This window comes from Microbacterium aurugineum, from assembly GCF_023101205.1.
Lineage (GTDB): Bacteria > Actinomycetota > Actinomycetes > Actinomycetales > Microbacteriaceae > Microbacterium > Microbacterium aurugineum.
Genome location: NZ_CP078078.1, coordinates 3,524,187 through 3,548,004 on the forward strand (window position 1 = coordinate 3,524,187; position 23,818 = coordinate 3,548,004).

22 protein-coding genes are annotated in these 23,818 nt (G+C 68.8%); 7 read left to right on the forward strand and 15 right to left on the reverse strand.

The genetic code is table 11. From position 1 onward, the window contains the following. Window positions 1-81: 81 nt before the first annotated feature. The 9 genes from KV397_RS16920 to KV397_RS16960 all read right to left on the reverse strand — a co-directional run bounded on the left by KV397_RS16920 (window position 82) and on the right by KV397_RS16960 (window position 10,500). On the reverse strand, window positions 82-1,125 hold the full coding sequence (locus KV397_RS16920; protein ID WP_153243204.1) for an ABC transporter ATP-binding protein: 1,044 nt from the start codon (window positions 1,123-1,125) through the stop codon (window positions 82-84). Further along, window positions 1,125-1,925, reverse strand: a complete 801-nt coding sequence (locus tag KV397_RS16925; RefSeq protein ID WP_240740466.1) for an ABC transporter permease — start codon at window positions 1,923-1,925, stop codon at window positions 1,125-1,127. Before KV397_RS16925 ends, KV397_RS16920 begins: the two co-directional genes overlap by 1 nt. Window positions 1,926-1,927: 2 nt before the next feature. Beyond that, entirely contained in the window at window positions 1,928-2,755 is an 828-nt protein-coding gene (locus KV397_RS16930) for an ABC transporter permease (protein ID WP_047521401.1), read from the reverse strand. After that, window positions 2,752-3,831 (reverse strand): ABC transporter substrate-binding protein, encoded by a 1,080-nt coding sequence (locus KV397_RS16935; RefSeq protein ID WP_261811807.1) that lies wholly within the window; start codon window positions 3,829-3,831, stop codon window positions 2,752-2,754. The genes KV397_RS16930 and KV397_RS16935 overlap by 4 nt, the downstream gene beginning before the upstream one ends. Window positions 3,832-3,872: 41 nt before the next feature. Next, the gene (locus KV397_RS16940) at window positions 3,873-4,343 is read right to left on the reverse strand and encodes a DUF3830 family protein (RefSeq protein ID WP_017829890.1); all 471 of its coding nucleotides are present in this window, start codon (window positions 4,341-4,343) and stop codon (window positions 3,873-3,875) included. Beyond that, window positions 4,340-5,098, reverse strand: coding sequence for a gamma-glutamyl-gamma-aminobutyrate hydrolase family protein (locus KV397_RS16945; protein WP_261811808.1), 759 nt, complete (start codon window positions 5,096-5,098; stop codon window positions 4,340-4,342). The genes KV397_RS16940 and KV397_RS16945 overlap by 4 nt, the downstream gene beginning before the upstream one ends. Further along, on the reverse strand, window positions 5,095-6,585 hold the full coding sequence (locus tag KV397_RS16950) for an aldehyde dehydrogenase family protein (protein WP_261811809.1): 1,491 nt from the start codon (window positions 6,583-6,585) through the stop codon (window positions 5,095-5,097). Before KV397_RS16950 ends, KV397_RS16945 begins: the two co-directional genes overlap by 4 nt. A 115-nt stretch (window positions 6,586-6,700) precedes the next feature. After that, complete coding sequence (locus KV397_RS16955; RefSeq protein ID WP_261811810.1) at window positions 6,701-7,726, reverse strand: Lrp/AsnC family transcriptional regulator; 1,026 nt, start codon at window positions 7,724-7,726, stop codon at window positions 6,701-6,703. A 227-nt stretch (window positions 7,727-7,953) separates the two neighbouring features. Then, window positions 7,954-10,500 carry a fibronectin type III domain-containing protein gene (locus KV397_RS16960; RefSeq protein WP_261811811.1) on the reverse strand — a complete coding sequence of 849 codons (2,547 nt, stop codon included), beginning with the start codon at window positions 10,498-10,500 and terminating at the stop codon, window positions 7,954-7,956. A gap of 269 nt (window positions 10,501-10,769) precedes the next feature. Between KV397_RS16960 and KV397_RS16965 the strand changes: the two genes are divergently transcribed. The 5 genes from KV397_RS16965 (at window position 10,770) to KV397_RS16985 (ending at window position 17,264) form a co-directional block, all read left to right on the forward strand. Next, window positions 10,770-12,167, forward strand: a complete 1,398-nt coding sequence (locus KV397_RS16965; RefSeq protein ID WP_261811812.1) for a hypothetical protein — start codon at window positions 10,770-10,772, stop codon at window positions 12,165-12,167. Window positions 12,168-12,228: 61 nt separating this feature from the next. Continuing rightward, entirely contained in the window at window positions 12,229-13,656 is a 1,428-nt protein-coding gene (locus KV397_RS16970; RefSeq protein ID WP_261811813.1) for a CCA tRNA nucleotidyltransferase, read from the forward strand. A gap of 79 nt (window positions 13,657-13,735) precedes the next feature. Then, complete coding sequence (locus KV397_RS16975; protein ID WP_261811814.1) at window positions 13,736-15,064, forward strand: GAF domain-containing protein; 1,329 nt, start codon at window positions 13,736-13,738, stop codon at window positions 15,062-15,064. Between the two features lie 183 nt (window positions 15,065-15,247). Beyond that, the gene (exaC, locus tag KV397_RS16980; RefSeq protein WP_261811815.1) at window positions 15,248-16,798 is read left to right on the forward strand and encodes an acetaldehyde dehydrogenase ExaC; all 1,551 of its coding nucleotides are present in this window, start codon (window positions 15,248-15,250) and stop codon (window positions 16,796-16,798) included. Window positions 16,799-16,868: 70 nt separating this feature from the next. Continuing rightward, the gene (locus tag KV397_RS16985; RefSeq protein ID WP_407665305.1) at window positions 16,869-17,264 is read left to right on the forward strand and encodes a DUF779 domain-containing protein; all 396 of its coding nucleotides are present in this window, start codon (window positions 16,869-16,871) and stop codon (window positions 17,262-17,264) included. Window positions 17,265-17,273: 9 nt separating this feature from the next. On the opposite strand, the gene KV397_RS16990 is transcribed toward KV397_RS16985, so the two are convergent. The 6 genes from KV397_RS16990 to KV397_RS17015 are packed head-to-tail and all read right to left on the reverse strand — an operon-like array spanning window position 17,274 to window position 22,912. Continuing rightward, complete coding sequence (locus KV397_RS16990) at window positions 17,274-18,029, reverse strand: ABC transporter ATP-binding protein (RefSeq protein ID WP_261811817.1); 756 nt, start codon at window positions 18,027-18,029, stop codon at window positions 17,274-17,276. Beyond that, a complete protein-coding gene (locus KV397_RS16995; RefSeq protein WP_134352566.1) occupies window positions 18,026-18,823 on the reverse strand; it encodes an ABC transporter ATP-binding protein in 798 nt (265 codons plus the stop codon). The genes KV397_RS16990 and KV397_RS16995 overlap by 4 nt, the downstream gene beginning before the upstream one ends. Further along, window positions 18,820-19,680 carry an ABC transporter permease gene (locus tag KV397_RS17000; RefSeq protein ID WP_047521436.1) on the reverse strand — a complete coding sequence of 287 codons (861 nt, stop codon included), beginning with the start codon at window positions 19,678-19,680 and terminating at the stop codon, window positions 18,820-18,822. Before KV397_RS17000 ends, KV397_RS16995 begins: the two co-directional genes overlap by 4 nt. After that, window positions 19,677-20,639: an ABC transporter permease gene (locus KV397_RS17005; RefSeq protein WP_047521443.1), complete on the reverse strand. Its 963-nt coding sequence runs from the start codon at window positions 20,637-20,639 to the stop codon at window positions 19,677-19,679. Before KV397_RS17005 ends, KV397_RS17000 begins: the two co-directional genes overlap by 4 nt. 52 nt (window positions 20,640-20,691) lie before the next feature. Beyond that, window positions 20,692-22,188 (reverse strand): ABC transporter substrate-binding protein, encoded by a 1,497-nt coding sequence (locus KV397_RS17010; RefSeq protein WP_261811818.1) that lies wholly within the window; start codon window positions 22,186-22,188, stop codon window positions 20,692-20,694. A gap of 28 nt (window positions 22,189-22,216) precedes the next feature. Further along, complete coding sequence (locus KV397_RS17015; RefSeq protein WP_261811819.1) at window positions 22,217-22,912, reverse strand: DUF1684 domain-containing protein; 696 nt, start codon at window positions 22,910-22,912, stop codon at window positions 22,217-22,219. A 121-nt stretch (window positions 22,913-23,033) separates the two neighbouring features. Between KV397_RS17015 and KV397_RS17020 the strand changes: the two genes are divergently transcribed. Continuing rightward, window positions 23,034-23,318 carry a type II toxin-antitoxin system TacA family antitoxin gene (locus tag KV397_RS17020; RefSeq protein WP_047521454.1) on the forward strand — a complete coding sequence of 95 codons (285 nt, stop codon included), beginning with the start codon at window positions 23,034-23,036 and terminating at the stop codon, window positions 23,316-23,318. Further along, window positions 23,311-23,814: a GNAT family N-acetyltransferase gene (locus tag KV397_RS17025; RefSeq protein ID WP_131491688.1), complete on the forward strand. Its 504-nt coding sequence runs from the start codon at window positions 23,311-23,313 to the stop codon at window positions 23,812-23,814. Before KV397_RS17020 ends, KV397_RS17025 begins: the two co-directional genes overlap by 8 nt. The last annotated feature ends 4 nt before the right edge of the window (window positions 23,815-23,818 follow it).

Below are 23,818 nucleotides of genomic sequence, written 5' to 3' on the forward strand. Positions count from 1 at the left end.
GTCGGGGTGGGACACGCCGGGCGTGCGAGGGGTCGTCTGGGTTTCAGCCCCGGGGCGAGGGAGGGGCGAGGGAGGGGGAGGTCAGGCGGCGGCGATCCAGAGCACCGCGCCGTCGCGCCAGCCGAGGCCGGCTGCGCCTTCCGGGATGGGCGCTTCGTGCCGCGGGCGCACGACGCGCATCCGCTTCCCCGCGAGCTCGACGATGTACACGATGTCGGCCCCGCGGTAGACGTGGGCGACGACGTCGACGTTCACCGGAGTGTCCGCGCCGACCGTCGGCGAGAGCCGCAGGTCCTCCTGGCGGAGCACGACCTCACCGGTGCCATCGGGGCCCGCCCCCGTCAGCGGCACCTGGATCGCGGTGCCGTCGAGCGTCGCGACCGCTCCGGAACGTGTGGCCGGGAGCAGGTTGGCCGCGCCGATGAAGTCTGCCGCGAACGGGGTGCGCGGTGCGCCGTAGAGTTCGGCCGGCGCACCTTCCTGTTCGATCACTCCCGCATTCATCAGGACGATGCGGTCGGAGAGGCTCATCGCCTCCTCCTGGTCGTGCGTGACGAACACGGTGGTGAGCCCGAGGGTGCGGTGCAACTCCTTGAGTTCGACCTGCATGTCCTCCCGCAGCCGGGCATCGAGGTTCGACAGCGGCTCGTCCAGCAGGAGCACACGCGGCTCGAACGCGATCGCGCGGGCCAGGGCGACACGCTGCTGCTGGCCGCCCGACAGCTGCGCCGGCATCCGGTCGGCGAGGTGACCCATCTGCACGCGTTCCAGAGCCCGCACGGCGAGTTCCTTCTGCTCGGTCTTGGACTTCTCGCCCGACATCCGCAGCCCGAAGCGCACGTTCTCGACCACGCTCATGTGCGGGAAGAGGGCATAGCTCTGGAACATCATGCCGAGGTGACGCTTCTCGGGCGGGAGCTTCGTCACATCCTGGCCGGCGATCTCGATGGTGCCGCTGCTCGGCGACTCGAGCCCCGCGATGCAGCGCAGGAGCGTCGTCTTGCCGCACCCCGACGGGCCGAGCAGGGAGACGAACTCCCCGGACCGCATCGAGAGATCGATGCCCTTGAGCACCGATGTCCCCTTGAAGTCCTTGGTGAGAGCAGTGATGGTGAGTGTTGTCATCAGACGAACAACCTTCCCAGGCCGATGATGCGTTCGAGCACGATCATGAGGACGACGGTGAGCAGGACCATGAGAGTCGATACCGCCGCCACGGTGGGCGAGGTGCTGAACTCCAGCTGGCCGTAGATGGCGATGGGGAGCGTCTCGAGCTGCGGTGTGCGCAGGAAGAGGGCGATCACCGCATCGTCGAAGGAGATGTTGAAGGCGAAGAACGCACCCGCCGCGATGCCGGGGCGGGCGATGGGCAGCACGACGAGGCGGTAGCGGTTCCAGGCGCTCGCGCCGAGGGTGCGCGCGGCTTCTTCCGTGAAGTGGTCTGCCCGCGCCATCACGCCGGTGACGGTGCGCATCACGTACGGGATCGCGATCACGACGTGCACGGCGATCAGGACACCGACGTTCGGTGCGCCGATCGTGAGCGACGAGATCGACAGGGCACCGATCGCCAGGATGATCGTCGGGATCGTCAGCGGCGACATCAGCAGGGCTTGGATGGCGGCGCCGCCGGGGATGGTGAAGCGGGTCAGCGCGAGGGCGGCAGCGGTGCCGATCGACGCGGCCACGACGGCCACGGTGACGCCGACCACGAGGCTCAGACGGAACGGTTCGAGGTAGGTGTCCGAGGTGAGCGCCTCGACGTACCAGTCGAGGGTGAACCCCTGACCGGGGAACGTGAGGAAGCGGTTCTCGCCGACGGACGCACCGGCGACGACCAGGAGCGGGACGAGCATGTAGAGCGTCACGATGACGCCGAGGACGATGGCGAGGACCCTGCCGAGGATCGGAACGGAACGGACCATGGTCACACCTTCTGCTTCCCGAGTCGGGACGTCGCTGCGAGCACGAGCATGACCCCGGCGAAGAGCAGCACCGCCTGCGCGGCCGCGAACGACCAGTCGAGGTTGGTGGTCGCATCGACGTAGATGGTCTGCGCGAACACAGGGATCTGCGCCCCGCCGATGAAGCGCGGCGTGATGAACGAGCTCACCGAGAGGACGAAGACGAGCGAGGCACCGGCGACGATGCCGGGGATCGCGAGCGGGAGGACGACGTGCCACAGCGTGCGCCAGAATCCGGCGCCGAGCGTGCGCGACGCCTCTTCGAGCTGAGGCTTGATGCCGGAGATCACACCCAGGATGCTGAGCACCGCGAACGGCAGGAGCACCTGCACCATCGCGATCACGACCCCGGTCTCGGTGCCGAGGAAGCCCTGCGTGCCGCCGACGAGGAACTCCACGCCGGGAATCTGCATCATCAGCCCGGCCGGTCCCATCAGGACGACCCAGCCGAAGGTGCGGACCACGACGCTCGTCATGAGGGGGAGGATCACCACGATGAGCAGGAAGGAGCGCACCAGGGAGCCGGCGCGAGCCATCACGTACGACAGCGGGATCGCGATGACGAGCGTGATGATCGTCTGGATCACCCCCAGGCGGAGCGAACGCAGCGCCGCCTGGAGGTGATATTCACTCGTGAACAACCGGGTGAAGTTGTCGAGGGTGAACCCGCCTGCCGACGATTGCACGCTCATGAGGAGCATGCCAGCCACCGGGGTGATGAAGGCGAGCGCGAGCAGCACGATCGCCGGCAGGAGCAGGAGCCAGGGCTCCCTACGGGTTCGGACACTCATTTGGTGATCAGCGCATTCCACTCATCGGTCCAGGACTGCCGCGAAGCTGCGACATCGCCCGGAGCGTAGACGACGACCGTCTCCAGCTCGTCGCCGGTGAGCACGGCTTCCGCGGCGTCGCCGGAGAGTTCGGTCTGGGTGTTGACCGGCGAGTACCGCATGTTCTCCGCGAAGACGGCCTGCGCTTCGGGGCGCAGTTCGAAATCGATGAAGAGCTTCGCGAGGTCGGGGTTGTCCCGGCCCTCGACCACGTTCGCCGTGATGAGGGAGGCGGTGACGCCCTCCTTCGGGACGATGAACTCTACCGGAAGGCCCGCGTCCTGCAGCGTGCCGGCGTAGTCCATCGCGTACGGGGCGAGCCAGGTGTCGCGCTGTGCGAAGGCGGTCTGCAGGTCGGGCGAGGTGGGTACGACGATCGCGTCGCCCGACGAAGCCAGCTCCCCGAGGTCGGTGATCGCCTGCGAGGGGTCCTCGATACCGCCGCCGAGCGCATCGGAGACACGGAGCATCGAGAGCACGCCGTACGTGTTCGAGAAGTCCGTGAGGGCGATGTGGCCGGCGTAGGCCTCGTCGAACAGGTCGAGCCACGAGGTCGGTGCCGGAGCATCGGCCTCGGTGTTGTAGACGAGTCCGATCGGTGCGAGCTGGATCACAGGGCCCTCCCCGCGCTCGAGGCCGGCCGTGGCGAGGTCGATCAGGTCACCGGATTCGGACAGCTCGTCGGCGGCGATCGGTGCGATGAGACCGTCCGCGGCGGCGGTGAGCTCCTGCCCGCCGGAGAAGTGCACGACATCGATCTGCGGGCTGGCCTTCTGGGCGGTGACCTGCGCGAGGGCATCGGCGCTGTACAGCGTGATCAGTTCGACCTTGGCGCCGGTCTCCTCCTCGAAGGGATCGACGACGGCCTCGATGAAGGCCTTCTCCCAGTCGCCGCCGAACGACGTGACGACGAGGGTCTCGCCGGCGAACTCCTTGTCGCCGGACGATGCGGTGTCATCGCCGGCCGCACAGCCGGCGAGGACGAGGGCGCCGGTGGCGACGAGCGCTCCGGTGGTGAGGATTCTTCGGGTATTCATGCACTGCTCCTTCGGGATGGGTCCAGCACTGAGTAGACGCCTTAGACCAGGCGTCCGATGGTGAGCTGCTTCGCTCCGTCGATGCGGATCGCCGCGCTTTCCTTGGCGAACTCCGCGAGTCCTTCGGTGATGCCGCCCCAGATGTTGACGGGTGTCCATCCGAGCGGGCCGAGAGTACGGGCACCACGATCGTAGAAGACGCCGATCTCGTACCACTCGAACGGCAGGCCGCCCATCTGCATGGGACGCTGCCAGTACCACTGCAGGTCACCCGGTGCGGGTACGACCTGCTGGTTCTCGAACGGCACCTTCTCCGGGTCGAAGTTCTGCGCCTCTTCGGGGAGGCCGACCATGACCTCGGGGCCGGCGTACATCGCGTGCATCGCCTGCATGGTGACCGGCTTCTCCAGTGCACCCCACATGGCCTCGCAGGTGCGAGGGGCGAGGTCCTCGAACAGGGTGGCGACGGCGCGGACGCCGTTCTCGTACTCGAGGAAGACCTGCTTGGTCATCGTGTTCCTTTCTCCGCAGCGGGTTGTTCCGCTGCTCGTTCGCGGGCGGCCGAGACGAACGCCGCGAACAGCGGCATCTCCTCCGCGGCCTCATCGGGGTCGATCATCTTCTCGGGGTGCCACTGCACCGCCCAGAAGGGCCAGTCGCCGTCTGCTTCGACGGCTTCGACGATCCCGTCCGAGGCCCACGCGACCGGGTGCAGGTCGGGGGCGGGGACGGCGATGGACTGGTGGTGGATGGTGTTCACGATCCGGTGCCGCGTGCCGTACAGGTCGGCGAGACGGCTGCCGTCGGCGAGTCTGATCGGATGCCGGGCCGCGAGCTGCTGGTCTGCTCCGCGCACGGGCTGGTGATCCTCGGTGTGCGGGATGTCGACGAGGAGGGTGCCGCCGAAGGCGACGTTGGACACCTGCAGCCCGCGACAGACGGCGAGGACCGGGATGCCACGTCGGCGGGCGCCCCGCGCGAGGGCGATCTCGAACCCGTCGCGCGACGGATCGTAGGACTTGCCCTCCTGCGGTTCCGCGCCGTAGCGGGACGGGTGCACGTCTTCTCCACCCGAGAGGAGCAGTCCGTCGAGGCGGTCGAGAACGTCGTCGACGCCCGCCGTCGGGGGCAGCAGGACGACGGCGCCACCGGCGGCTTCGACGGGTGCGGCGTACTCGGCACCCAGGGTGTGTGCGGGGCGGCCCGCCCCGAGATCGGTGTCGATGAAGCGACGCCAGGTCGTGATGCCGATGAGCGGACGGGTCATGACAGCTCGATCCAGGTGGTCTTGAGATCGGTGAACTTGTCGATCGCATGCAGGCTCTTGTCGCGGCCGAAGCCCGACCCCTTGACCCCGCCGAAGGGGATCGTCATGTCGCCCTCCTCGAAGCAGTTCACCCAGACGACGCCGGCACGCAGACGTCGCGACAGGGTGTGCACCGCGTTGAGGTCGGTGCTCCACAGCGCGGCCGCGAGTCCGTACTCGGTGCCGTTGGCGATCTCGAGGGCGTCCTCCACGTCGTCATAGGCGATGACCGAGAGGACGGGGCCGAAGACCTCGCGCTGGGCGACTTCGTGCTGCGGTGTGACTCCGAGCACCACGGGGGCGAAGTAACTGCCGCCGTCGACGGCCTCGAAACGCTCCGGGGTTCCGGCCGCGAGCTCTCCGCCTTCCGCCTGGGCGCGCTCCACGAAACCGGCGATGCCGGCGAGCTGCTTCTCGCTGACGATCGCTCCCATCGAGGTGGTGACATCGAACGGGTCGGCGGGCAGACTCGTCCGCGCGACTTCGGCGGCGATCTCCAGCGCACGATCATGCTGCGCGCGGGGCACGAGCAGGCGGGACGACGCCGTGCACATCTGTCCCTGGTTGTAGAAGCATCCGTCGGCCGTGGCACGCACCGCGCGCTCCAGGTCGGCGTCGGGCAGCACCAGGCTCGCGGTCTTCCCGCCGAGCTCGGGCCAGACCCGCTTGCCGTTGGATACCGCCGAGTAGCCCAGGAAGCGCCGTCCGACCTCCGGGGATCCCGTGAAGGTGACGATGTCGACGTCGGGGTGCTCGCCGAGGGCGCGACCGGCGACGTGTCCGGCGCCGGGGAGGACGTTGAGCACGCCGGAGGGGATGCCGGCCTCGTGCGCGAGCTCGGCCAGTCGCAGCGCCGAGTAGGTCGTGTGCTCGGCGGGCTTGAGCACCACGCTGTTGCCGACCGCGAGGGCCGGGGCGAGCTTCCAGGCGGTCATGGTCAGCGGGAAGTTCCACGGCACCACGGCCGCGACGACGCCTGCGGGCTCCCGGGTGACGAGCGCGAGACTGTTCGGCGTGGTGACGGGGGCCTCGTCGAGGATCTTGTCGGCGGCCTCGCCGTACCAGCGGAAGCAGGTGACGACGGCGTGAAGCTCGGTCTGCAGAGCCTCACGGACGGGCTTTCCCATCTCGAGCGAGATCGTGAGGGCGAGCTCTTCGGCGTTGTCGTGGATCTTCTGCGCGAAGGCGATCAGCCGCTGTCCGCGCTCACGAGGGGCGATCCGCGACCAGACCCCGGAATCGAAGGCGGTGCGCGCGGAGCGGACGGCCCGGTCCACATCGGCCGGCGAGGCGGCGCTGATCTGCGGAAGTGCGCGACCGTCGCGGGGGCTCACGGGAGACAGGGGCTCGGCCGAGCCCTCCTCCCACGCGCCGTCGATGAACATGCGCGTGTGCAGGGGCAGCGTCGCCGCGCGATCCGCCCAGTCGTCTCCAGTAGCCGTGAACACGGTCGTCCTCTCCAGGGGTGATGGCCCTGGAGAGGATACTCGCCCTATTTCGCCACTAGGTCAAGCGATAGAGACCGATCTCGCCATTTCGTTACATGCAGGTAACAGAATCGGCCTAGAGGCGAATAGCGCCCGTGGGCATGTCATTGGCCAGCGCGGCGGGTGCCTCGTCGACGATCAGGGACCCGCGCAGCACCGGAGTGATCACCACCAGCGACTCGACGACCTCGAGTCCGTCGTGCCCCGCCACGGCGGGACCGGTGAGGAACTCGTAGAACGCATCCGCATCCTTGACGAGCACATTGGCCAGCAGCTGCGAGGTCCCCGTGGTGGCGGCGATGAACTTCACCTCCGGTGCGGCGGCGAGAGCCGCTCCCACCTTCTCGAGGCGCGCCATCGGGACGCGGAGCCACACCAGAGCCTCCAAACCGAGGCCGAACAGGCTCGGCACCACCTCGGTGCGGGGATGCATGAGGCCGCGACGGCTCAGGGACTCCATCCGTCTCCGGGTGGTGGTGACGTTCAGTCCCAGTGACCGGGCGAGCTGCGCGACCGGCATCCGACCGTCTTTCAGCAGCAGGCGGATCAGTGCTTCCTCGTCCGCGCTGAGGGAATCGGCGGGGTCGACCTCGGAGCCGGACGACTCGTCGAGCATGCGGGCCTGTTCGTCGGTGAGCACTCCCGCGCGCCAATCGTGCCCCGAGCGGAAGAACTTCAGCACCGTCGTCACGTTGATCGAGTCGATGCCCTCGAGCTCGGGGAAGTCGGTGAAGAGCAGCTCACGGATGGAGGCGTCGTCGCGGGGGAGCAGCATTCCGGCGATGTCGCTGCTGCCTTCGAGCACCGAGACGGAGGAGGCGTCCGACCGTCGTGCCAGCGTGCGTGCCACATGCCAGAGCGCGTGCGGTTCGGTCGTGATGCGGAACAGCACCGCGCGGGCGTGGAGCACTCTGGCGGGGTCGACATAGGTAGAGACCCGCACCAGTCCGCGGTCGAGCAGTCGCTGTCCACGGCGGGCGACGGTGCGTTCCGGCAGATCGACCACGCGGCCGATCTCCCCCCACGACGCACGGCCGTTCACCTGCAGGGCCGCGGCGACGATCCGATCGGTTTCGTCGGCCATCACATCGTTCGTGGGCACGGGCTCTCCTTCACCGGGGACGGACTCGGGTGAAGGTTATCCCAGTGCGCCGAGCCGCCGGGACCAAAACGGAGACCGGACGCGGTCGTCGCGGCGTGTCTCGAGCCGACCTGCCGCCGGAGCGCGAGACGGTCCCGGTTTCGGCATCCGCGCGCGGGAGCAGCGCCACGAACGAGGACGCCGTCCAGGCCGAAGCCCGGACGGCGTCCTGTGATGACGATCGCGGATCAGTCCGCTTCGGTCGTCTCCGCCGTGGTGTGCTGCCGACGACGGCGCATCGCGAACAGACCGAGGCCCGCTGCCAGGAGCACCACGGCTGCGACGATGTACGGCGTGCTGTCGGCACCGGTCGCGGCCAGGTCGTCCGCGGTCGAGCTCCCCGCGCCCGGGGTCACTGCCCCTCCGCCGGAGACCGCAGCGACGGTGAGTGCCGCGGTGACCTCCGTGCCATCGGGCAGGATGACGGCGAGGGTGTGTGCGCCCGCCGGAGTGTTCGCGGGGATCGTGACCGTCCGCTGGAACGAGCCGTTCGCACCGGCGGTCGCGGTGCCCAGCTGCACCGGGTCGGAGCGGAGCTCGAGGCGAAGCTCGGCGCCCTCCGCGAAGCCGCTGCCCGAGACCGTGACGGTGCCACCGGCCTTCACCGCGGCCGCGCCGAGCTCGATCTTGGCCGGAACCTCGGGCTCCGGCGTGACCGGGGGTGTGACGCCCTCCTCGGTGACCCACTTCTCGCCGGCGTCCGACTTCGTCACGGTGAACGTGTCGTAGACGGCGCCGACGGGGAGGTCGGTCGTGGCTCCCGGCTGCTTCTCCGCGAGGTAGGAGCGGTAGACGAGCTGGTTCTTCGAGACGTCGATCACCTGGTACGTCGTCACGTCCTGACCGCGCAGCACCTGCGTGGCGCCGTTGTTGGTCCAGACGTTCTTCTCGGCGGATTCCAGGTCGTAGTGCTTCGCGCCCGAGTTCGACACGACGTAGACGGGACCCGTGGTGAGGCCGGGGGTCTCGGTCGCGTCCGTGTTCACATAGCCGCGGGCGTAGGTGTGGTCGTGGCCCATGAGTACCAGGTCGATGTCGTTGCGCTGGAAGACCGGCAGCCACTCCGCGCGCAGCACCGGCTCGTCACGGCCTGCCGATGCGGAGAACACCGGCTGGTGGAAGGTGACGACGTTCCACTTCGACGGGCTGTTCTGCAGCAGCAGGTCGAGCCATGCGCCCTGGAAGCGGGTCCAGAGCACGCCGATCTGCGTGGATGGGCACTCCGCGCCGCTGCAGGAGGGGAGTCCGGCCGGCGTGAGGAAAGTGGTGTCGCGTGTCGCGTTCAGCGTGATGAAGCGCACGCCCTGGTAGTCGGTGTAGTACGCGGTCTCGGCAGCGAACGAGCTCCAGTGGTCGAAGAACGCGCGGTACTGCTGCGCGACCTCCGAGTCGCCCTTCGCGAGGTCTGCCAGCTCACCGATCGAGCTGGTCGACGGGTTGTTGTGCGGGTACTCGAAGGCTGCCTTCCAGGCGGTGAGCAGCTTGTCGCCGGAGTACTCGTGGTTGCCGGGGGCTGCCATCACGTTGGTGCGGACCGCCGAGTCCTTCATGCCCTTGAACCAGTTGACCCACTCGTTCTCGTTGCTCGAGGTGTTGATCAGGTCGCCTGCGTGCACCGAGCCGATCGACCGGGGAGCGTTGGCCTCGGCCTGCTTCACGACACTCGGCCACGTGGTGTCGAGGCCGATCTGCGCGTCGCCGTAGTAGAGGAACTGGAAGTCGGTCGCGGAAGGATCCGCGGTGCGGAAGGTGAACCACTCGCTCCAGCTGCCGGGAAGACCGACGCGGTAGCGGTACTCGGTGGCGGCGGTGAGGCCGGTCACCGTCGCCGAGAAATGCTTGTTCGGGTTGCCGTTCACGACGCCGGCATCGTACGCGTCGACGGTGCGTGTCTCACCGCCGCCGGCCGGGGCGATTTCGACCTGTCCGACCGTGTGGGAGGCGTCGCCGGCCAGCCACGAGAAGGCCTGGGAGACCTCGGGCTGCTCGGTCGGCGTGAGGATGACGCGGGTCGGCGGGGCGAGCACGGGCGTGCCGGGGTCGGACGCCTCCACGAGGGTCAACGAAGACATGTCGAAGTAGATGTCGGAGCTGGTCTCGCGATCCTGGAAGAGGGAGACGGCGATGGTGTTGGTGCCGTCGTGGAGCAGGTCGCCTTCGGCGCTGAACGTGCTCGTCAGCGGGTCGCCGTTGCTGTCGCCGGCATACTCGACGTTGGTCGTGTCGGTGATGCGGCCGTCGACGTAGCGGGCGACCTCCTCGCCGTTGATCCAGACGATGATCGCATCGTCGTAGGTGATCGTGCTCTGCAGGACGGCGACCTTCTCCGCCACGCCCGCCTCGAGCTCGAAGGTCGTGCGGAAGAAGTACGTCGGCACGGTCGGAGCCTGGGTGCCGTCGAGGTAGTGGTTCAGGAGTGTTCGGGGCGTCTGCGGGCCGACCGGGGCGAGCTCTCCGCGTTTTGCGCCGAAGGAGCCGGGGGCCGTCTTCCACGCGCTGTCGTCATAGGCGGGCAGCGTCCAGTCGCGGAGCGCCGCGGGAGCGGGCGAGGGATCGGAGCCGTCGTCGAGATAGTGCCAGGCGGTGTCGCCGGTGATCAGCGAGCCGGTCGGAACCTCGGGGTCGGGTGCGGCGAGGGCCGCGGGGGCGACGACGGCGCCGCCGAGCAGGGCGAGGAGCGCGACGGAGGTGAGTCCGTGACGTCGCCACCGCACCGCAGGGGTGGGGGAGGTCATGTCAGTCCTTCGTGGATGGGGGTTCCGTGCTCAGCCGCACGGGGCCCATCCACTCCACCGAAGACGGATGGCCGGAGCCTGACCCCGCGGAGACCGGAAGGTGAACGGCTGTCGCGACACGCGCCGCACCCTCGTTCGGCCGCGGTTGCGCGCACCCCGGCGGCTGATTCGAAGCCGATATCTTGGCGCCGCGGAGCCGAGCGCCTGGGATCGATCGGTGCGGGCCTTCGATATGGTTCGCGGAGCGGGCAACCAGGGAGGGGTGTGTCATGGCGGACCGGGATGACAGGAGCGGGTTCGGAGGGGTGCTGCATCGTCTCTTCGCATCGACAGTCGAAGCACCGGCGGAGGTGAGGAGCGACCCCGTCCGTGGCGAGGCCGTGGTCGCGGCGGAGACGAAGTACGCTCGCTCCCTTCGGCGGGCTGTCGGCGTGGCAGCGCTCGTCGGCTCCCTCCTGGTGGGCGTGCAGGTGCTCTTGGCGCGGTTGACGAGGACGGCTGCCGAAGCCCAGCAGACGGCCGTCTCGGTGGTCTCCCCGGCGACGCTCGACGGGCAGCAGGGAGGTGCCGCACTGCTGCTTCTGCTCCCCTCGTCGATCGCCCTCCAGGTTCTCCTCCGGATGCCCCGGGACCACGAGAACGTCGAGCCGGAGGATGCCGTCGCGCATCGGCAGTTCTGGGGACGAATGGCGGCGGTTGTGGCGATGGCCTCCGCATTCGTCGCCCTCTCGACCTTCGTGAACGCGGCCGTCGCCAACGTCACCGTGAACTCTCTCGATGTGGTGGAGATGTTCGGCGTCCCCGCCGGCGCAGTGCTGGCGCTGCTGATCGCTGCGGATGCGGCGACGCAGGCGGACCTCGAAGCCGTGAGGCTGAGCCTCGCCTCGACGCGGACCGCAGAGGCGATCGAACGGACGCGCGCGGCGGTGTCGCGCATACCGGGCCGGGCAGACCAATCCCCGAAGCGGTCCCTCGTCATCCAGGGGGTCGTTGCCGGCGTCGTGGTGATCGGCGCCGGGTCGGCTCTCGTCCACGGGATGATCGGGCACGCGGGGTTGACGGCCGCGTATGCGTTCTTCGCCACGGCGCTGTCGGTGTTCGCGGTGGGCACCGCCGCCCAGATGATCCCCTCCGTGCTCCAGGCGAAGATCCTGGACACGGTGATCGTGCTGGTGCCGCCGGCGCTGGTCACGGTCGTCGTCGTGCTCGAGGGCGCCACCACGGCGATGCGGTTCGCCACCGGCGAGGATCAGAGCCGGTACCTCACCGGGCTGACGTATGGGCTGCTGATCGCGCTTCCGCCGGTCGTGATCGTCGCGGCGCTCGTGTTGCCTCGCGGCCGAGGACGAGTCTCGTCCCCGCTGTTCGCCGTCGCACGATCGAGCCTCCTGGCTCAGATAGCGCGGTTGGAGAAGGTCGAAATGCGAGGGGAATCGGATCCGTGGCGGGTGTTCGCGGCGCTGGCGATCCTCGCGAGCCCGTTGCCGCCCGTGGCGCTGGTGCTCGTGGTCATCGCGACCTGGCAGCGGCGCCAGAGCGCGGATCGGCGACGCCCGCTCATCATCGGGGCGTGGGTCGTGGTGGGGACGGTGGCGGTGATCGAGCTCGTCGCGGTCGTGACGCTTCCGATCTACGGACAGGCGCTGGGGTGGTTCGCGGCGCAGTAGCGCGGGGCGACCGCACCGGAACCACCCGGATGCGCCCACCCACCCCGGTACGCTGGAACCCATGCTCAACATGGCTGACGGCCTCGCTCGTCTCGGTGCGCTCGCCGAGAATCCGGTCGTCGGCACCCTCGCGAGGGCGTTCGAGAGCGCTGGCTACGAATTGGCCGTGGTCGGTGGTCCGGTGCGCGATGCGCTGCTCGGTCGGGAGACGCACGATCTCGACTTCACCACGAACGCGTCGCCCGACGACATCCTGGCGATCGTCACACCGATCTCGACCGCCCGCTGGGACATCGGCCGCGAGTTCGGCACGATCGGTGCGCGCGTGCAGGGCGAGCAGGTCGAGATCACGACGTATCGCGCCGACAGCTACGACGGCGTGACCCGCAAGCCCACGGTCGAGTTCGGCGACACGATCGACGGCGACCTCGTGCGCCGCGACTTCACAGTCAACTCGATGGCGCTCCAGGTGCCGTCTGTGAAGCTCGTCGACCCGACCGGCGGAGTGGAAGACCTCATCGCCGGTGTTCTGCGCACCCCCGCCGACCCGAAGATCTCGTTCGGCGACGACCCGTTGCGGATGCTGCGGGCGGCTCGTTTCAGCGCCCAGCTCGGCTTCCGCGTCGACGAGGCCACCACCGAGGCGATCGCCGCGCTGCGCGAGACCCTGACGATCGTGAGCCCCGAGCGCATCCAGTCCGAGCTCGTGCGCCTCATGCAGACGGACGATCCGGTGCGCGGCATCCGCGTACTGGTCGACACCGCCCTGATCGACGAGTTCCTCCCCGAGGTCACCGCGCTGCGCCTCGAGGTCGATGAGCACCATCATCACAAGGACGTCTACGAGCACTCGCTCACCGTGCTCCGTCAGGCGATCGAGCTCGAGCACTCCCGGCACCCCGGTGCCGCTCCCGATGTGCCGCTGCGCATCGCCGCCCTGCTGCACGACATCGGCAAGCCTCGCACCCGCAAGCTCGAGGCCGGGGGAGTGGTGACCTTCCATCACCACGACGTGGTCGGTGCGCGCATGGCCCGCAAGCGACTGCAGGCCCTGCGTTTCGACACCGCCACGACCGACGCCGTCGCCACCCTCATCGAGCTGCACCTGCGCTTCTTCGGCTATGCCGAGGGGACCTGGACGGATGCCGCGGTGCGACGCTACGTGCGCGACGCGGGCGATCTGCTCGAGCGGTTGCACATCCTGACCCGGGCCGATGTGACCACGCGCAACAAGCGCAAGGCCGGTCGCTTGGCGGCTGCGTACGACGACATCGAATCGCGCATCGTCGCCCTCCGTGAGCAGGAGGAGCTCGACTCGATCCGTCCGGAACTCGACGGAAACCGCATCCAGGAGGTGCTCGGCATCTCACCGGGGCGTGAGGTGGGCGAGGCGTACCGGTTCCTGCTCGACCTGCGCCTGGACGAGGGTGTGCTCGGTCCCGACGTCGCGGAGCAGCGCCTCCGCGAGTGGTGGGCCTCGCGCGGCTGACTCCGGCCCGCCTATTCCGCGCGTGGCCCCACGCTCGTACACTGAATCCACGAAGCCTCTTCGATGATCGGAGATCGCTGTGTCTGCGCCGTGGCAGGTATCCCGCGAGTCCCTTCCGGCGACATCGCGCCTTCTCGTCGAGCGCGCGCACGAGGAACTGCTCGCCGGCAATCTCGACGACCGGCGGCTGCAGGGGGTGCGTCCGCTCGTCCGCGAGTCGTGGGAACGCTCGTGGCGCCGCCGTGTCGCCCCCGAAGACACACCGCCGCTGGAGTTGATCAGCGACGAACTGGAGGAGTATCGGCTCGCCCACCCGCTCGCCTCCGCGATGGACATGATCCGCGCCCTGCTGTTGCCGGGCTCGAGCGAGGACACCGGGGTGATCATCGCCGTCGGTGACCAGGCGGGTCGGTTGCTGTGGATCGAAGGCGACGAACAGCTGCGCTCGCTCACGGACGACATGGGCTTCGTCGCCGGTGCGAACTGGTCGGAGGATGCGGTCGGGACGAGTGCGCCCGGCACGGCCCTCGCCTTGGAACAGTCGGTGCAGATCCGCGGTGCCGAGCACTACAACAGGCTCGTGCATCCGTGGTCGTGCACGGCCGCACCTGTGCGCGACCCGGAGACGAAGCGTGTGCTCGGGGTGATCGACATCACCGGCGGACCCGAGGTCGTGTCCCCGCAGGCACGGTTGCTGGTCGATGCGACGGCTCGGGCCGTGGAGTCCGAGCTGATGGTCGCGCGCCTCCGGGCGAGGAGCGAGACGCCGCGTTCGCGGTCGACCCCCTCGAAGGCGCGTATCCCGGCGACCGCCCGGGCGACGCTGCACGTTCTCGGACGCGACCGTGCGCGCTTGGAGACCGAGTCGGCGCACGGCGAGGCCATGATCGACCTGAGCGCGCGACATGCCGCCATCCTCCTGATGCTCGCGGTCCACCGTCAGGGACTCTCCGCAGAGCGCCTGTGCGAGCTGGTCTACGGCGAAGGGGTCTCGCCCGACACGCTGCGCCCGGAGATGGTGCGTCTGCGCAAGGTGCTCGAGCGCACGGCCCCCGACCTCGTGCCGGAGTCCCGTCCCTATCGGCTGCCCGTCGCCCTCGACACCGACGCGCATGACGTGCTCTCGCTGCTCGACCGCGGTGCTCACCGTGTCGCACTGACGGCGTACCGCGGGCCCGTGCTGCCCGAGTCGGCCTCGCCCGGGGTGGAGGAGTTCCGCGAGACGGTGCGCGGGGCGTTGCGTGAGGTGATGCTCTCGGAGGCCAGCCTCGACGTTCTGCTCTCCTACGCCGAGATCCCCGAGGGGCAGGGCGACGCCGAGGTGCTGCGCCTGGCCCTGGAGATGCTCCCCGCACGGTCGCCGAAGCGCGCGGCACTGGTCACCCGGATCGAGCGCCTCGGCAGCTGATCCCCCCGTTTGCGGGATCGAAAACGCCCCTCCCGGGCCCCTCTCCGGTGCGTTTCTGATCCCGCACGGGGGTCGATCCCGCGACTGCAACCCGCTGCAACGTTGCGCATCGGGGTGCAACCTCCCGCGACCTACCTTCGGAACACAGCCGCGCACGAAGCGCGGCCCGTCGAAGGAGACTCCATGAGCATCGTCGAAGAAGACGTGTCCCTCGCCTACGCGGCCCCGGGCCGGCCGGGCGCCCTCGCGAACTATCGTCCCCGATACGGCCACTACATCGGGGGAGAGTTCGTCGAACCCGTGAAGGGCCAGTACTTCGAGAACATCAGCCCCGTCAACGGCAAGCCCTTCACGGAGGTCGGCCGCGGCACGAGCGAAGACATCGACCGCGCCGTGGACGTGGCCTGGAAGGCGTTCACCGGATGGGGGAAGACGAGTCCGGCTGAGCGCTCGGTCATCCTGAATCGCATCGCGGATCGCATCGAGCAGCACCTCGAGGAGATCGCGGTCGCGGAGACGTGGGAGAACGGCAAGCCCGTGCGCGAGACCCTCGCCGCCGACATCCCTCTCGCCGTCGACCACTTCCGCTACTTCGCCGGTGTGCTGCGGGCACAGGAGGGCGGGATCAGCCAACTCGACGAGAACACCGTCGCGTACCACTTCCATGAGCCGCTCGGCGTGGTCGGGCAGATCATCCCCTGGAACTTCCCGATCCTGATGGCCGTGTGGAAGCTCGCGCCCGCGCTCGCCGCAGGCAACTGCGTCGTGATCAAGCCGGCCGAGCAGACGCCGGCATCCCTGCTGTTCCTGTTCGACATCATCGGTGACCTGCTCCCGGCGGGTGTCGTGAACATCGTCAACGGGTTCGGCATCGAGGCGGGCGCTCCGCTCGCGCAGCACAAGCGCATCCGCAAGGTCGCCTTCACGGGAGAGACCACGACCGGTCGTCTGATCATGCAGTACGCCTCGCAGAACCTGATCCCGGTCACGCTGGAGCTGGGAGGCAAGAGCCCGAACGTGTTCTTCGACGACGTCGCGCGCTCGACCAGTGACCCGTTCTACGACAAGGCACTCGAGGGCTTCACGATGTTCGCGCTGAACCAGGGCGAGGTCTGCACCTGCCCCTCGCGTGCACTCATCCAGCGGTCGATCTACGACGGATTCCTCGCCGACGGACTCCAGCGCGTCGGCAAGGTCGTGCAGGGAAACCCGCTCGACCCCGCCACGATGATCGGTGCGCAGGCATCGAACGACCAGCTGGAGAAGATCCTCAGCTACATCGACATCGGCACGCAGGGCGGTGCGCGACTGCTGGCCGGAGGGGAGAGGGTCGACCTCGGCGGTGATCTCAGCGAGGGGTTCTACGTCGCCCCGACCGTGTTCGAGGGCACGAACGACATGCGCATCTTCCAGGAGGAGATCTTCGGTCCGGTGCTCTCGGTCACGTCGTTCGATGGCTTCGACGACGCGATCTCCATCGCGAACGACACGCTCTACGGACTGGGTGCGGGTGTGTGGAGCCGCAGTGGGGACACGGCCTATCGCGCGGGCCGGGCGATCGAGGCCGGACGCGTATGGACGAACACCTACCACCAGTACCCGGCCCACGCCGCGTTCGGCGGGTACAAGCAGTCGGGTGTGGGACGCGAGAACCACAAGATGATGCTCGATCACTACCAGCAGACGAAGAACCTCCTCGTCTCGTACGCGGAAGGGCCCATGGGCTTCTTCTGAGCTCGACCCCGGGCGGGCGCTGCTCCCTCAGCGCCTGCCCGGACCATCTCTGGAAGGGGGAACCGTGGCCATCAGCGGCACACAGCAGCGGGTCGATGTGACGGAGGCCGCGGCCTCTCTCGTGCGCGAGCTCACCGTGCAGCACGGTCCGCTCATGTTCCATCAGTCGGGCGGATGCTGCGACGGCTCCGCGCCCATGTGCTTCCCCGTCGGTATGTTCCTCATCGGCGAGGGCGACGTGCTGCTCGGCAATCTCGACGTCGGACTCGCAGACTCCGTCGAGGTCTACATGTCGCAGTCGCAGTTCGAGTACTGGAAGTACACGCACCTGACCATCGACGTGGTGCCCGGCCGCGGTGCCGGGTTCAGCGTCGAGGGGCCGACGGGTATGCGATTCCTCATCCGCTCCCGGATGCTGGACGACGCGGAGCTTGCGTACTTCGGACTGGCGACGCCGGCAAGCTGACGTCCCGCCTCAGCGCGGCAGCCGCGGAACCGCGTCGACGAGCGCTCGCGTGTACGGGTCCTGCGGGTCGTGCAGCACGGCCGAAGTGGCACCCTGCTCGACGACGCGACCGTTCTGCAGCACGAGCGTGCGGTCGCACGCCGAGGCGATCGCGGTGAGGTCGTGCGACACCATCACGAGCGACAGGCCGTTCTCGCGACGCAAGCGATCGAGCAGCTCGAGCACCTGCACGCGCGTCGTCACGTCGAGCGCGCTGACCGGCTCATCGGCGAGAAGCACGCGCGGGCGGGAGACCACGGCGCGGGCGATCGCGATGCGCTGACGCTGCCCGCCGGAGAACTCGTGCGGATAGCGGCGGGCGGTGTCAGCGGGAAGCCCGACGGAGTCCAGGGCCTCGGCGATGCGGCGTTGCGCGTCGGCGGCGGATGCCAGGCCGAGCGAGCGGAGTGGTTCGCCGACGATCCGGTCGATGCGCTGGCGAGGGTCGAGCGACGAGTACGGGTCTTGGAACACCGGCTGCACGCTCGCGCGGAACCGTCGCATCTGTGCGCGGTCGCGCAGGGCGAGCGGGGCGCCCTCGAACAGCACCCGTCCGTCGCGAGGAGCATCGAGCCCGAGCATCAGCCGCAGGATCGTGGACTTGCCCGCCCCCGATTCTCCGACGAGGCCCAACGAGTCGCCCTCGTCGATGCGCAGTGACACGTCGTGGAGAACGCGGCGCGATCCATAGGCGAAGCCGGCTCCGCGCACTTCGAGCAGCGTCATCGTCCGACCTCCCCGGCATCGAGGAAGGCATCGAGCGCGCGGGCGCTGTCGACCAGCATCCGCGTGTACGGCTCGGCCGGCTCCTGCAGCACCTGCGCCACCGCGCCCGCTTCCACGACGAGTCCGTCGCGCAACACGACGATGCGATCCACCATGCGCGAGACCACGGCCAGGTCATGGCTGATGAACAGCAGCGCCATGCCCCGCTCGTCGACCAGGCGTTCGAGCAACGTGAGCACGCCGTCCTGCACGGTCACGTCGAGTGCGGTGGTCGGCTCGTCGGCGATGAGCAGTTGCGGGCGGGCCGCGAGGGCGATGGCGATGGCGACACGCTGGCGCTGACCACCCGAGAGCTCATGCGGGTAGGCGCGCGCGATGCGGGCGTCGGAGAGGGAGACCTCGTCGAGGGCCGTGGCGACGGCGCTCTTCAGCTCCGCCCCGCGCAGACCGAGGTGGCGCCGCAGCGGTTCGGCGATCTGTCGTCCCACCCGCATCAGGGGGTCGAGCGCGGTGAGCGGTTCCTGGAACACGATCTGCGCGACGGGTCCGCGCAGCGGGCGGAGGTCGGCGTCGCGAGCGTCGATCACCTGGTGGCCGTCGAGCAGCACCGAGCCCGACGCGCGGAGGGCATCCGGCAGCAGCCCGGTCACGGCCATCGAGGTCAGCGACTTGCCCGAGCCGGACTCGCCGATCAGCCCCAGGCGCTCCCCCGCCCCGAGGGAGAACGAGACATCGCGCACGAGCGCGCCGGCGCCGGAGCGGACCGTGAGTCCGGAGACGTCGAGGAGGCTCATCGGCTCCTCCTTCGGGTCGGGTCGGCGAGGTCGCGCAGACCATCGGCGAGGAAGTTCACACCGAGCACGAGCGCGATGATCGCGACTCCGGGAGCGATGGCACCGACGGGTGCGGTGAGCACGGTGCCCTGCGCCTCCTGCAGCATCCGTCCCCACGAGGCGTTGGGCGGCGGTGCCCCGAGCCCGAGGTACGACAGGCTCGCCTCGGCCAGCACGGCGGCGCCGAACTGCAGCGCCAGGCTCACGGCGAGGGTGGGTGCGATGTTCGGCAGCACGTGTTGGAACACGATCCCGAGCACGCCGGTGCCGCTCGTGCGCGCGGCGGTGATGTACTGCTCCTGCAGCACGCGGCGCGCGAGGATACGCGTGAGTCGCGCCACGACCGCCGACATCGCCAGGCCGATCGCGAGCACCGCAGACCACAGCGACGCTCCCTGCACCGCGACGACCAGCATCGCCAGCAGCAGCACGGGGAACGCGATCACCACGTCGAGACCAGCCGAGAGGGTGTCGTCGACCCAGGGGCGGGCGAACGCGGCGAGAAGCCCGATGATCGTCCCGAGGACCGCGGCGATCGCGACCGCGCCCGTGCCGACGATGAGCGCGATCCGTGCGCCCCACATCAGTTGCGAGAACAGGTCGCGGCCGAGTCGATCGGTGCCGAGGAGGTGCTGTGCGCTCGGGCCTTCGAGCCGGCCTCCACTGGTGTCGGCGAGCGGATAGGGCAGCCAGAACAGGGAGACCAGCGCGATCAGCACGATGACGCCGGTGAGGACGATCCCGATCACCAGGGTCGCCTTCGGCCGTCGGCGCACGGGTACGGAGGCGGTGATCAGCTGTTCGGCGACGCGGCTCATCGGTTCCCCGAAACGCTCGTGCGCAGGCGCGGATCGATCAGACGCTGCACGATGTCGGCGGCGAACCCGACCAGCAGCACGAAGAGCGTGCTGACGACGAGGACGCCCTGGATCACCTGGAAATCGTGCTGCTCGATGGCCGAGAGCAGCAGGCTGCCGAGCCCGGGAAGTGTGAAGACGCTCTCGACGACCACCGCCCCGAGGAGCGTCGTCGACAGCTCGATGCCGAGGACCGCGACCACGGGCACCGCCCCATTGCGCACGCCGTGCCGGAGCAGCGCTTCCCCCATGCCGGAACCTCCGGCGCGCGCGGTGCGCAGGTAGTCGCTTCCGAGCACGTCGAGTGTCGCCGAGCGGACGTAGCGGCTGAGAGAGGCGCTCATGACGATCACGATGGTGAGAATGGGCAGCGCGAGCGAACGGAGCGCATCCGCCGGATCCTCCCAGTCCTTCCGGGGGAACCCGCCGGAGGGCAGCACGCCGAGACCGAGCGCGAACACCCAGACGAGCACGACGCCGACCCAGAACACGGGGACGGCGACGCCGAGCTGCGCGAACCCCGACAGCGCGATCCCGTACCAGCGGTCGGACTTGACGGCCGCGGTGATACCGATCACGAGCGAGACGAGGAGCGCGAGGGTGAAGGCGATGAGCGTGAGCGGGAGCGTCACGGCGAGGCGATCGGCGATGTCAGGTCCGACCGGACGGGAGCTCAGGAACGATTCACCGAGATCGAAGCGGAGCAGCTGACCCGCCCAGGTGGTGAACTGCTGCAGCAGGGGCTGGTCCGAGCCGACCTGGGCGCGCGCGGCGGCGATCTGCTCGGGGGTGGCGTTCACCGAGAGCAGCGCGTTGGCCGGGTCGCCGGGGAGAAGGCGCAGCAGCACGAAGATCGCGACCATCGCGACGACGAGCGACACCGCGAGGAACGCGAGGCGGCGCAGGAGGTAGGCGAGCATGGCTTCTCAGGATGACGTGGGGGATGCCGACGCGCGGCATCCCCCACGCACGTCAGGACTTGACGATGTCGTAGGCGAAGAACTGCGAGTTCAGGCCGTTGACCGGGTACCCGCTGAGGTCGCTCGAGGCGACCACGATCTGCGGGTACAGGTACAACCATACGCTCGCGGCATCGGCGGCGATCTTCTCGTTGACCTTCTTGAGAAGAGCGGTCTGTTCGTCGGTCGTCGCGGCCTGCTCGGCGTCGGCGACCCACTGCTGCACGTCGGCGTCGTCGTAGCCCCAGTAGAAGTCGGGGTTGCCGTACCAGACCACGTCGCGGTCGTTCACGTGCTCCTGCAGCGTGGCCTCGAAGTCCTGCTCCTTGAAGACCTTCGTGTACCACTCGTCGGCGCTGATCGTGTTGATCTCGACCGTGATGCCGACCTCGGCGAGCTGCGACTGCAGGAACTCCGCCACCGCGGGGTGAGGGTCGTAGCTCGGGGTGTCGAGCGTGAACGTGAAGCCGTCGGCGTAGCCCGCCTCCGCGAGCAGCTTCTTCGAGAGGTCGACGTCGTAGGGGTTGACCTGCGTGAGGTCCTCGTACCAGGGATCGGTGGGCGGCACCATCGAGCCGATCAGCGTGCCGTAGTCACCCCAGATCGATTCGAGCAGCTTCTTCGTGTCGATCGCGGAGTAGACCGCCTTGCGCACGCGTGTGTCGTCGAAGGGCGCGACGCGGTCGTTGAAGGCGAGCAGCTCCTTCGTGGTGGAGGTGCCCTCGCTCACGACATAGTCGTCGGAGTCGAACTGCGTCAGCGAGTCCGGGTTCTGCACGCTGGTGATGACGTCGATCTCACCCGTGAGGAGCGCGTTGTTCTCGGCCGTCGCGTCGGTGAAGTACGTGTAGACGACCTCGCCGTTCTTGGCGGGCTCGCCCCAGTAGTCGTCCCAGCGCTGGAGGGCGAGGGTCGAACCCTTCTTCCACTCGTCGAGCGTGTAGGGGCCGGTGCCGTCCTCCGTGCTCGTGATGTCGCCGGCCTCGTCGTTCACGATCCAGACGTAGCTGAGGTTGTAGAGGAACGAGATCGACCGCTGCGACAGCGTGAACACGACGGTGCTGTCGTCGGGGGTGGCGATGTCGGCGATCGTCGTGAAGCTCGACTTGCGGGCCGACACGGAATCTTCGGCGGTGACGGCCTCGATGCTCGACTTCACGTCGGCGGAGGTGAGCGGGTCGCCCGAGTGGAAGGTCACGTCGTCGCGGAGCGTGATCGTGTAGGTCAGGCCGTCGTCGGACACCTGGGCGTCCTCGGCGAGAAGAGGTTCGACCTCACCGTCATCCGTCAGCCGGTACAGCCCTTCGTACACGTTGCCGGTCAGCGCCTCGGTCACGCCTTGCCCGCCGCCCTGCGTGTTGCTCAGGTTGGTCGGCTCGTACAGCGACCCGATGAAGATCGTGGCGTCTTCGCTCGCGGTGGCGTCGTCGCTCGTGCCCGACGCGCAGCCGGCCACGAGCGCGAGCGTGGCGACGGCGCCGAGCGTGCCGAGGATGCGGGTTCTTCTCATGAGTGCTCCAGGGTGAGAGTGTGCGGCGTCACGCCGCGTAGATGTCGAAGCCGTCGCGGAACACGACGTTCTTCTCGCCTGCTCGGATGGGCAGGGGGAAGCGGTTGGATGCCGGCGGCAGCGGGCAGTTGTACTGGGCGCTGAAACCGCACGGCGGCACGAACGCGCGGTTGAAGTCGAGGACCACCGCGCCCTCGTCATCCCGCAGCTGCACGAACAGGAAGCGTCCGGATCCGTAGGTCTCCGCGCCGTTCGTCTCGTCGCCGAAGACGAGCAGCAGCGTGCCGCCGTCGTCGAACGCGGCCAGGGTGTACTCCTGGCCCGCGAGCTCGAGGCGGATGTCGCCCGGCACGACCAGGTCGCGGGTGCCACCGTTGTCGCGGATGTGCTCGAACGACACGCGGCGGTCGCCGGCGACCGGGGTGAAGTGCCCTTCGAGCACCCAGGCCGGGTCGTACTCGTAGGTGTCGATGCGGTCGAAGGCGCGGATGGCGGGGGCATCCGCGTCCCAGACCCGCAGCCCATGCTCGGCCTCACCGGTCTCGATGTTCGTGCGCTCGATCGGTGTCACCGTGACCGTGTCGGCCGCGGCGCGCTGTTCGGCCTCGAGGTCGGGGCGCTCGCCGGTCCAACGGGTCTCGATCAGGGCGAGGTTGCCGGTCGCCGAGGTGACGGCGGCGCGGCGCTCGGCCTGCCAGTGGGTGTGTTCTTCGCGTTCAGGCATCACTTTCAATTCTCTTGCATGGAGAAGGCGGCGGGGTCGGCCTCGTCACCCGGGGTAACGCTGGGGGACGCACTCTCCATTCCGAGGACCCCTGTACGGGTATCTGCCGTACACTCTCCTCATGAGTACTTCCACCACGCCGCTGAAGAGCGCCCGCCTGGAATTCCGAGTCACGGCCGACCAGAAGGAGACGATCGAAGAGGCAGCCGCTATCGAGGGCCGCACCGTGACGGACTTCTCGGCATCGGTGCTGGTGGAGCGGGCGCAGGAGGTCATCGAACGCGAACGTCGATTGCGCGTCGATGCTGTCCGGTTCGATGCCTTCATCGAGGTCATGGAACGCCCGCCTCGCACGGTCGAGGGTCTGCGAGAGCTGCTGAGACGGGAATCCGTCTTCGTTGACTGAGTTCCGCACACCCCGGCCTCTCGCGGCCGGCGACAAGCTGTCCGATTTCCGCTGTGGGGAGGAGAGTCTCGACAGCTGGTTGCGAGGACGGGCCCGCTCGAACGAGAAGAGCGGTGCTTCCCGCACGATGGTCTCGGTGACGCGGGAGGGGAGGGTCGCGGGGTACTACTGCCTCTCGTCGAGTGCGCTGGACCGTGGCGACGGACCTCCGCCCCTCGCGGTCGGAATGCCCGTCTCCGTTCCCATCGTGCTGCTCGGTCGCCTCGCCGTCGACCGCGAGTACGCAGGACGCGGCCTCGGCGTCTCCCTCCTGCAGCACGCGACCATGCGTGCGCTCGAAGCCGCAGACGCCATCGGCGTGCGTGCCATCCTGGTGCACGCGATCAACGATGAGGTCGTGCCGTTCTACGAGCGCTTCGGTTTCGAACGGTTCCCCGGAGCGCAGCGCTCGCTGTTCCTCCTCGCCCAGGATGCCAGGGCGACGCTTTCGGCGTGACCGA

Excerpts from the sequence above, each read along its gene's own strand:
- exaC (WP_261811815.1), top strand. The coding sequence starts at position 15,248 with ATGAGCATCGTCGAAGAAGACGTGTCCCTCGCCTACGCGGCCCCGGGC.
- KV397_RS16930 (WP_047521401.1), bottom strand. The coding sequence starts at position 2,755 with ATGAGTGTCCGAACCCGTAGGGAGCCCTGGCTCCTGCTCCTGCCGGCG.
- KV397_RS17015 (WP_261811819.1), bottom strand. The coding sequence starts at position 22,912 with ATGCCTGAACGCGAAGAACACACCCACTGGCAGGCCGAGCGCCGCGCC.
- KV397_RS16995 (WP_134352566.1), bottom strand. The coding sequence starts at position 18,823 with ATGAGCCTCCTCGACGTCTCCGGACTCACGGTCCGCTCCGGCGCCGGC.
- KV397_RS16965 (WP_261811812.1), top strand. The coding sequence starts at position 10,770 with ATGGCGGACCGGGATGACAGGAGCGGGTTCGGAGGGGTGCTGCATCGT.
- KV397_RS17020 (WP_047521454.1), top strand. The coding sequence starts at position 23,034 with ATGAGTACTTCCACCACGCCGCTGAAGAGCGCCCGCCTGGAATTCCGA.
- KV397_RS16940 (WP_017829890.1), bottom strand. The coding sequence starts at position 4,343 with ATGACCAAGCAGGTCTTCCTCGAGTACGAGAACGGCGTCCGCGCCGTC.
- KV397_RS17005 (WP_047521443.1), bottom strand. The coding sequence starts at position 20,639 with ATGCTCGCCTACCTCCTGCGCCGCCTCGCGTTCCTCGCGGTGTCGCTC.
- KV397_RS16960 (WP_261811811.1), bottom strand. The coding sequence starts at position 10,500 with ATGACCTCCCCCACCCCTGCGGTGCGGTGGCGACGTCACGGACTCACC.
- KV397_RS16935 (WP_261811807.1), bottom strand. The coding sequence starts at position 3,831 with ATGAATACCCGAAGAATCCTCACCACCGGAGCGCTCGTCGCCACCGGC.
- KV397_RS16945 (WP_261811808.1), bottom strand. The coding sequence starts at position 5,098 with ATGACCCGTCCGCTCATCGGCATCACGACCTGGCGTCGCTTCATCGAC.
- KV397_RS16920 (WP_153243204.1), bottom strand. The coding sequence starts at position 1,125 with ATGACAACACTCACCATCACTGCTCTCACCAAGGACTTCAAGGGGACA.
- KV397_RS17000 (WP_047521436.1), bottom strand. The coding sequence starts at position 19,680 with ATGAGCCGCGTCGCCGAACAGCTGATCACCGCCTCCGTACCCGTGCGC.
- KV397_RS16970 (WP_261811813.1), top strand. The coding sequence starts at position 12,229 with ATGCTCAACATGGCTGACGGCCTCGCTCGTCTCGGTGCGCTCGCCGAG.
- KV397_RS16925 (WP_240740466.1), bottom strand. The coding sequence starts at position 1,925 with ATGGTCCGTTCCGTTCCGATCCTCGGCAGGGTCCTCGCCATCGTCCTC.
- KV397_RS17010 (WP_261811818.1), bottom strand. The coding sequence starts at position 22,188 with ATGAGAAGAACCCGCATCCTCGGCACGCTCGGCGCCGTCGCCACGCTC.
- KV397_RS16990 (WP_261811817.1), bottom strand. The coding sequence starts at position 18,029 with ATGACGCTGCTCGAAGTGCGCGGAGCCGGCTTCGCCTATGGATCGCGC.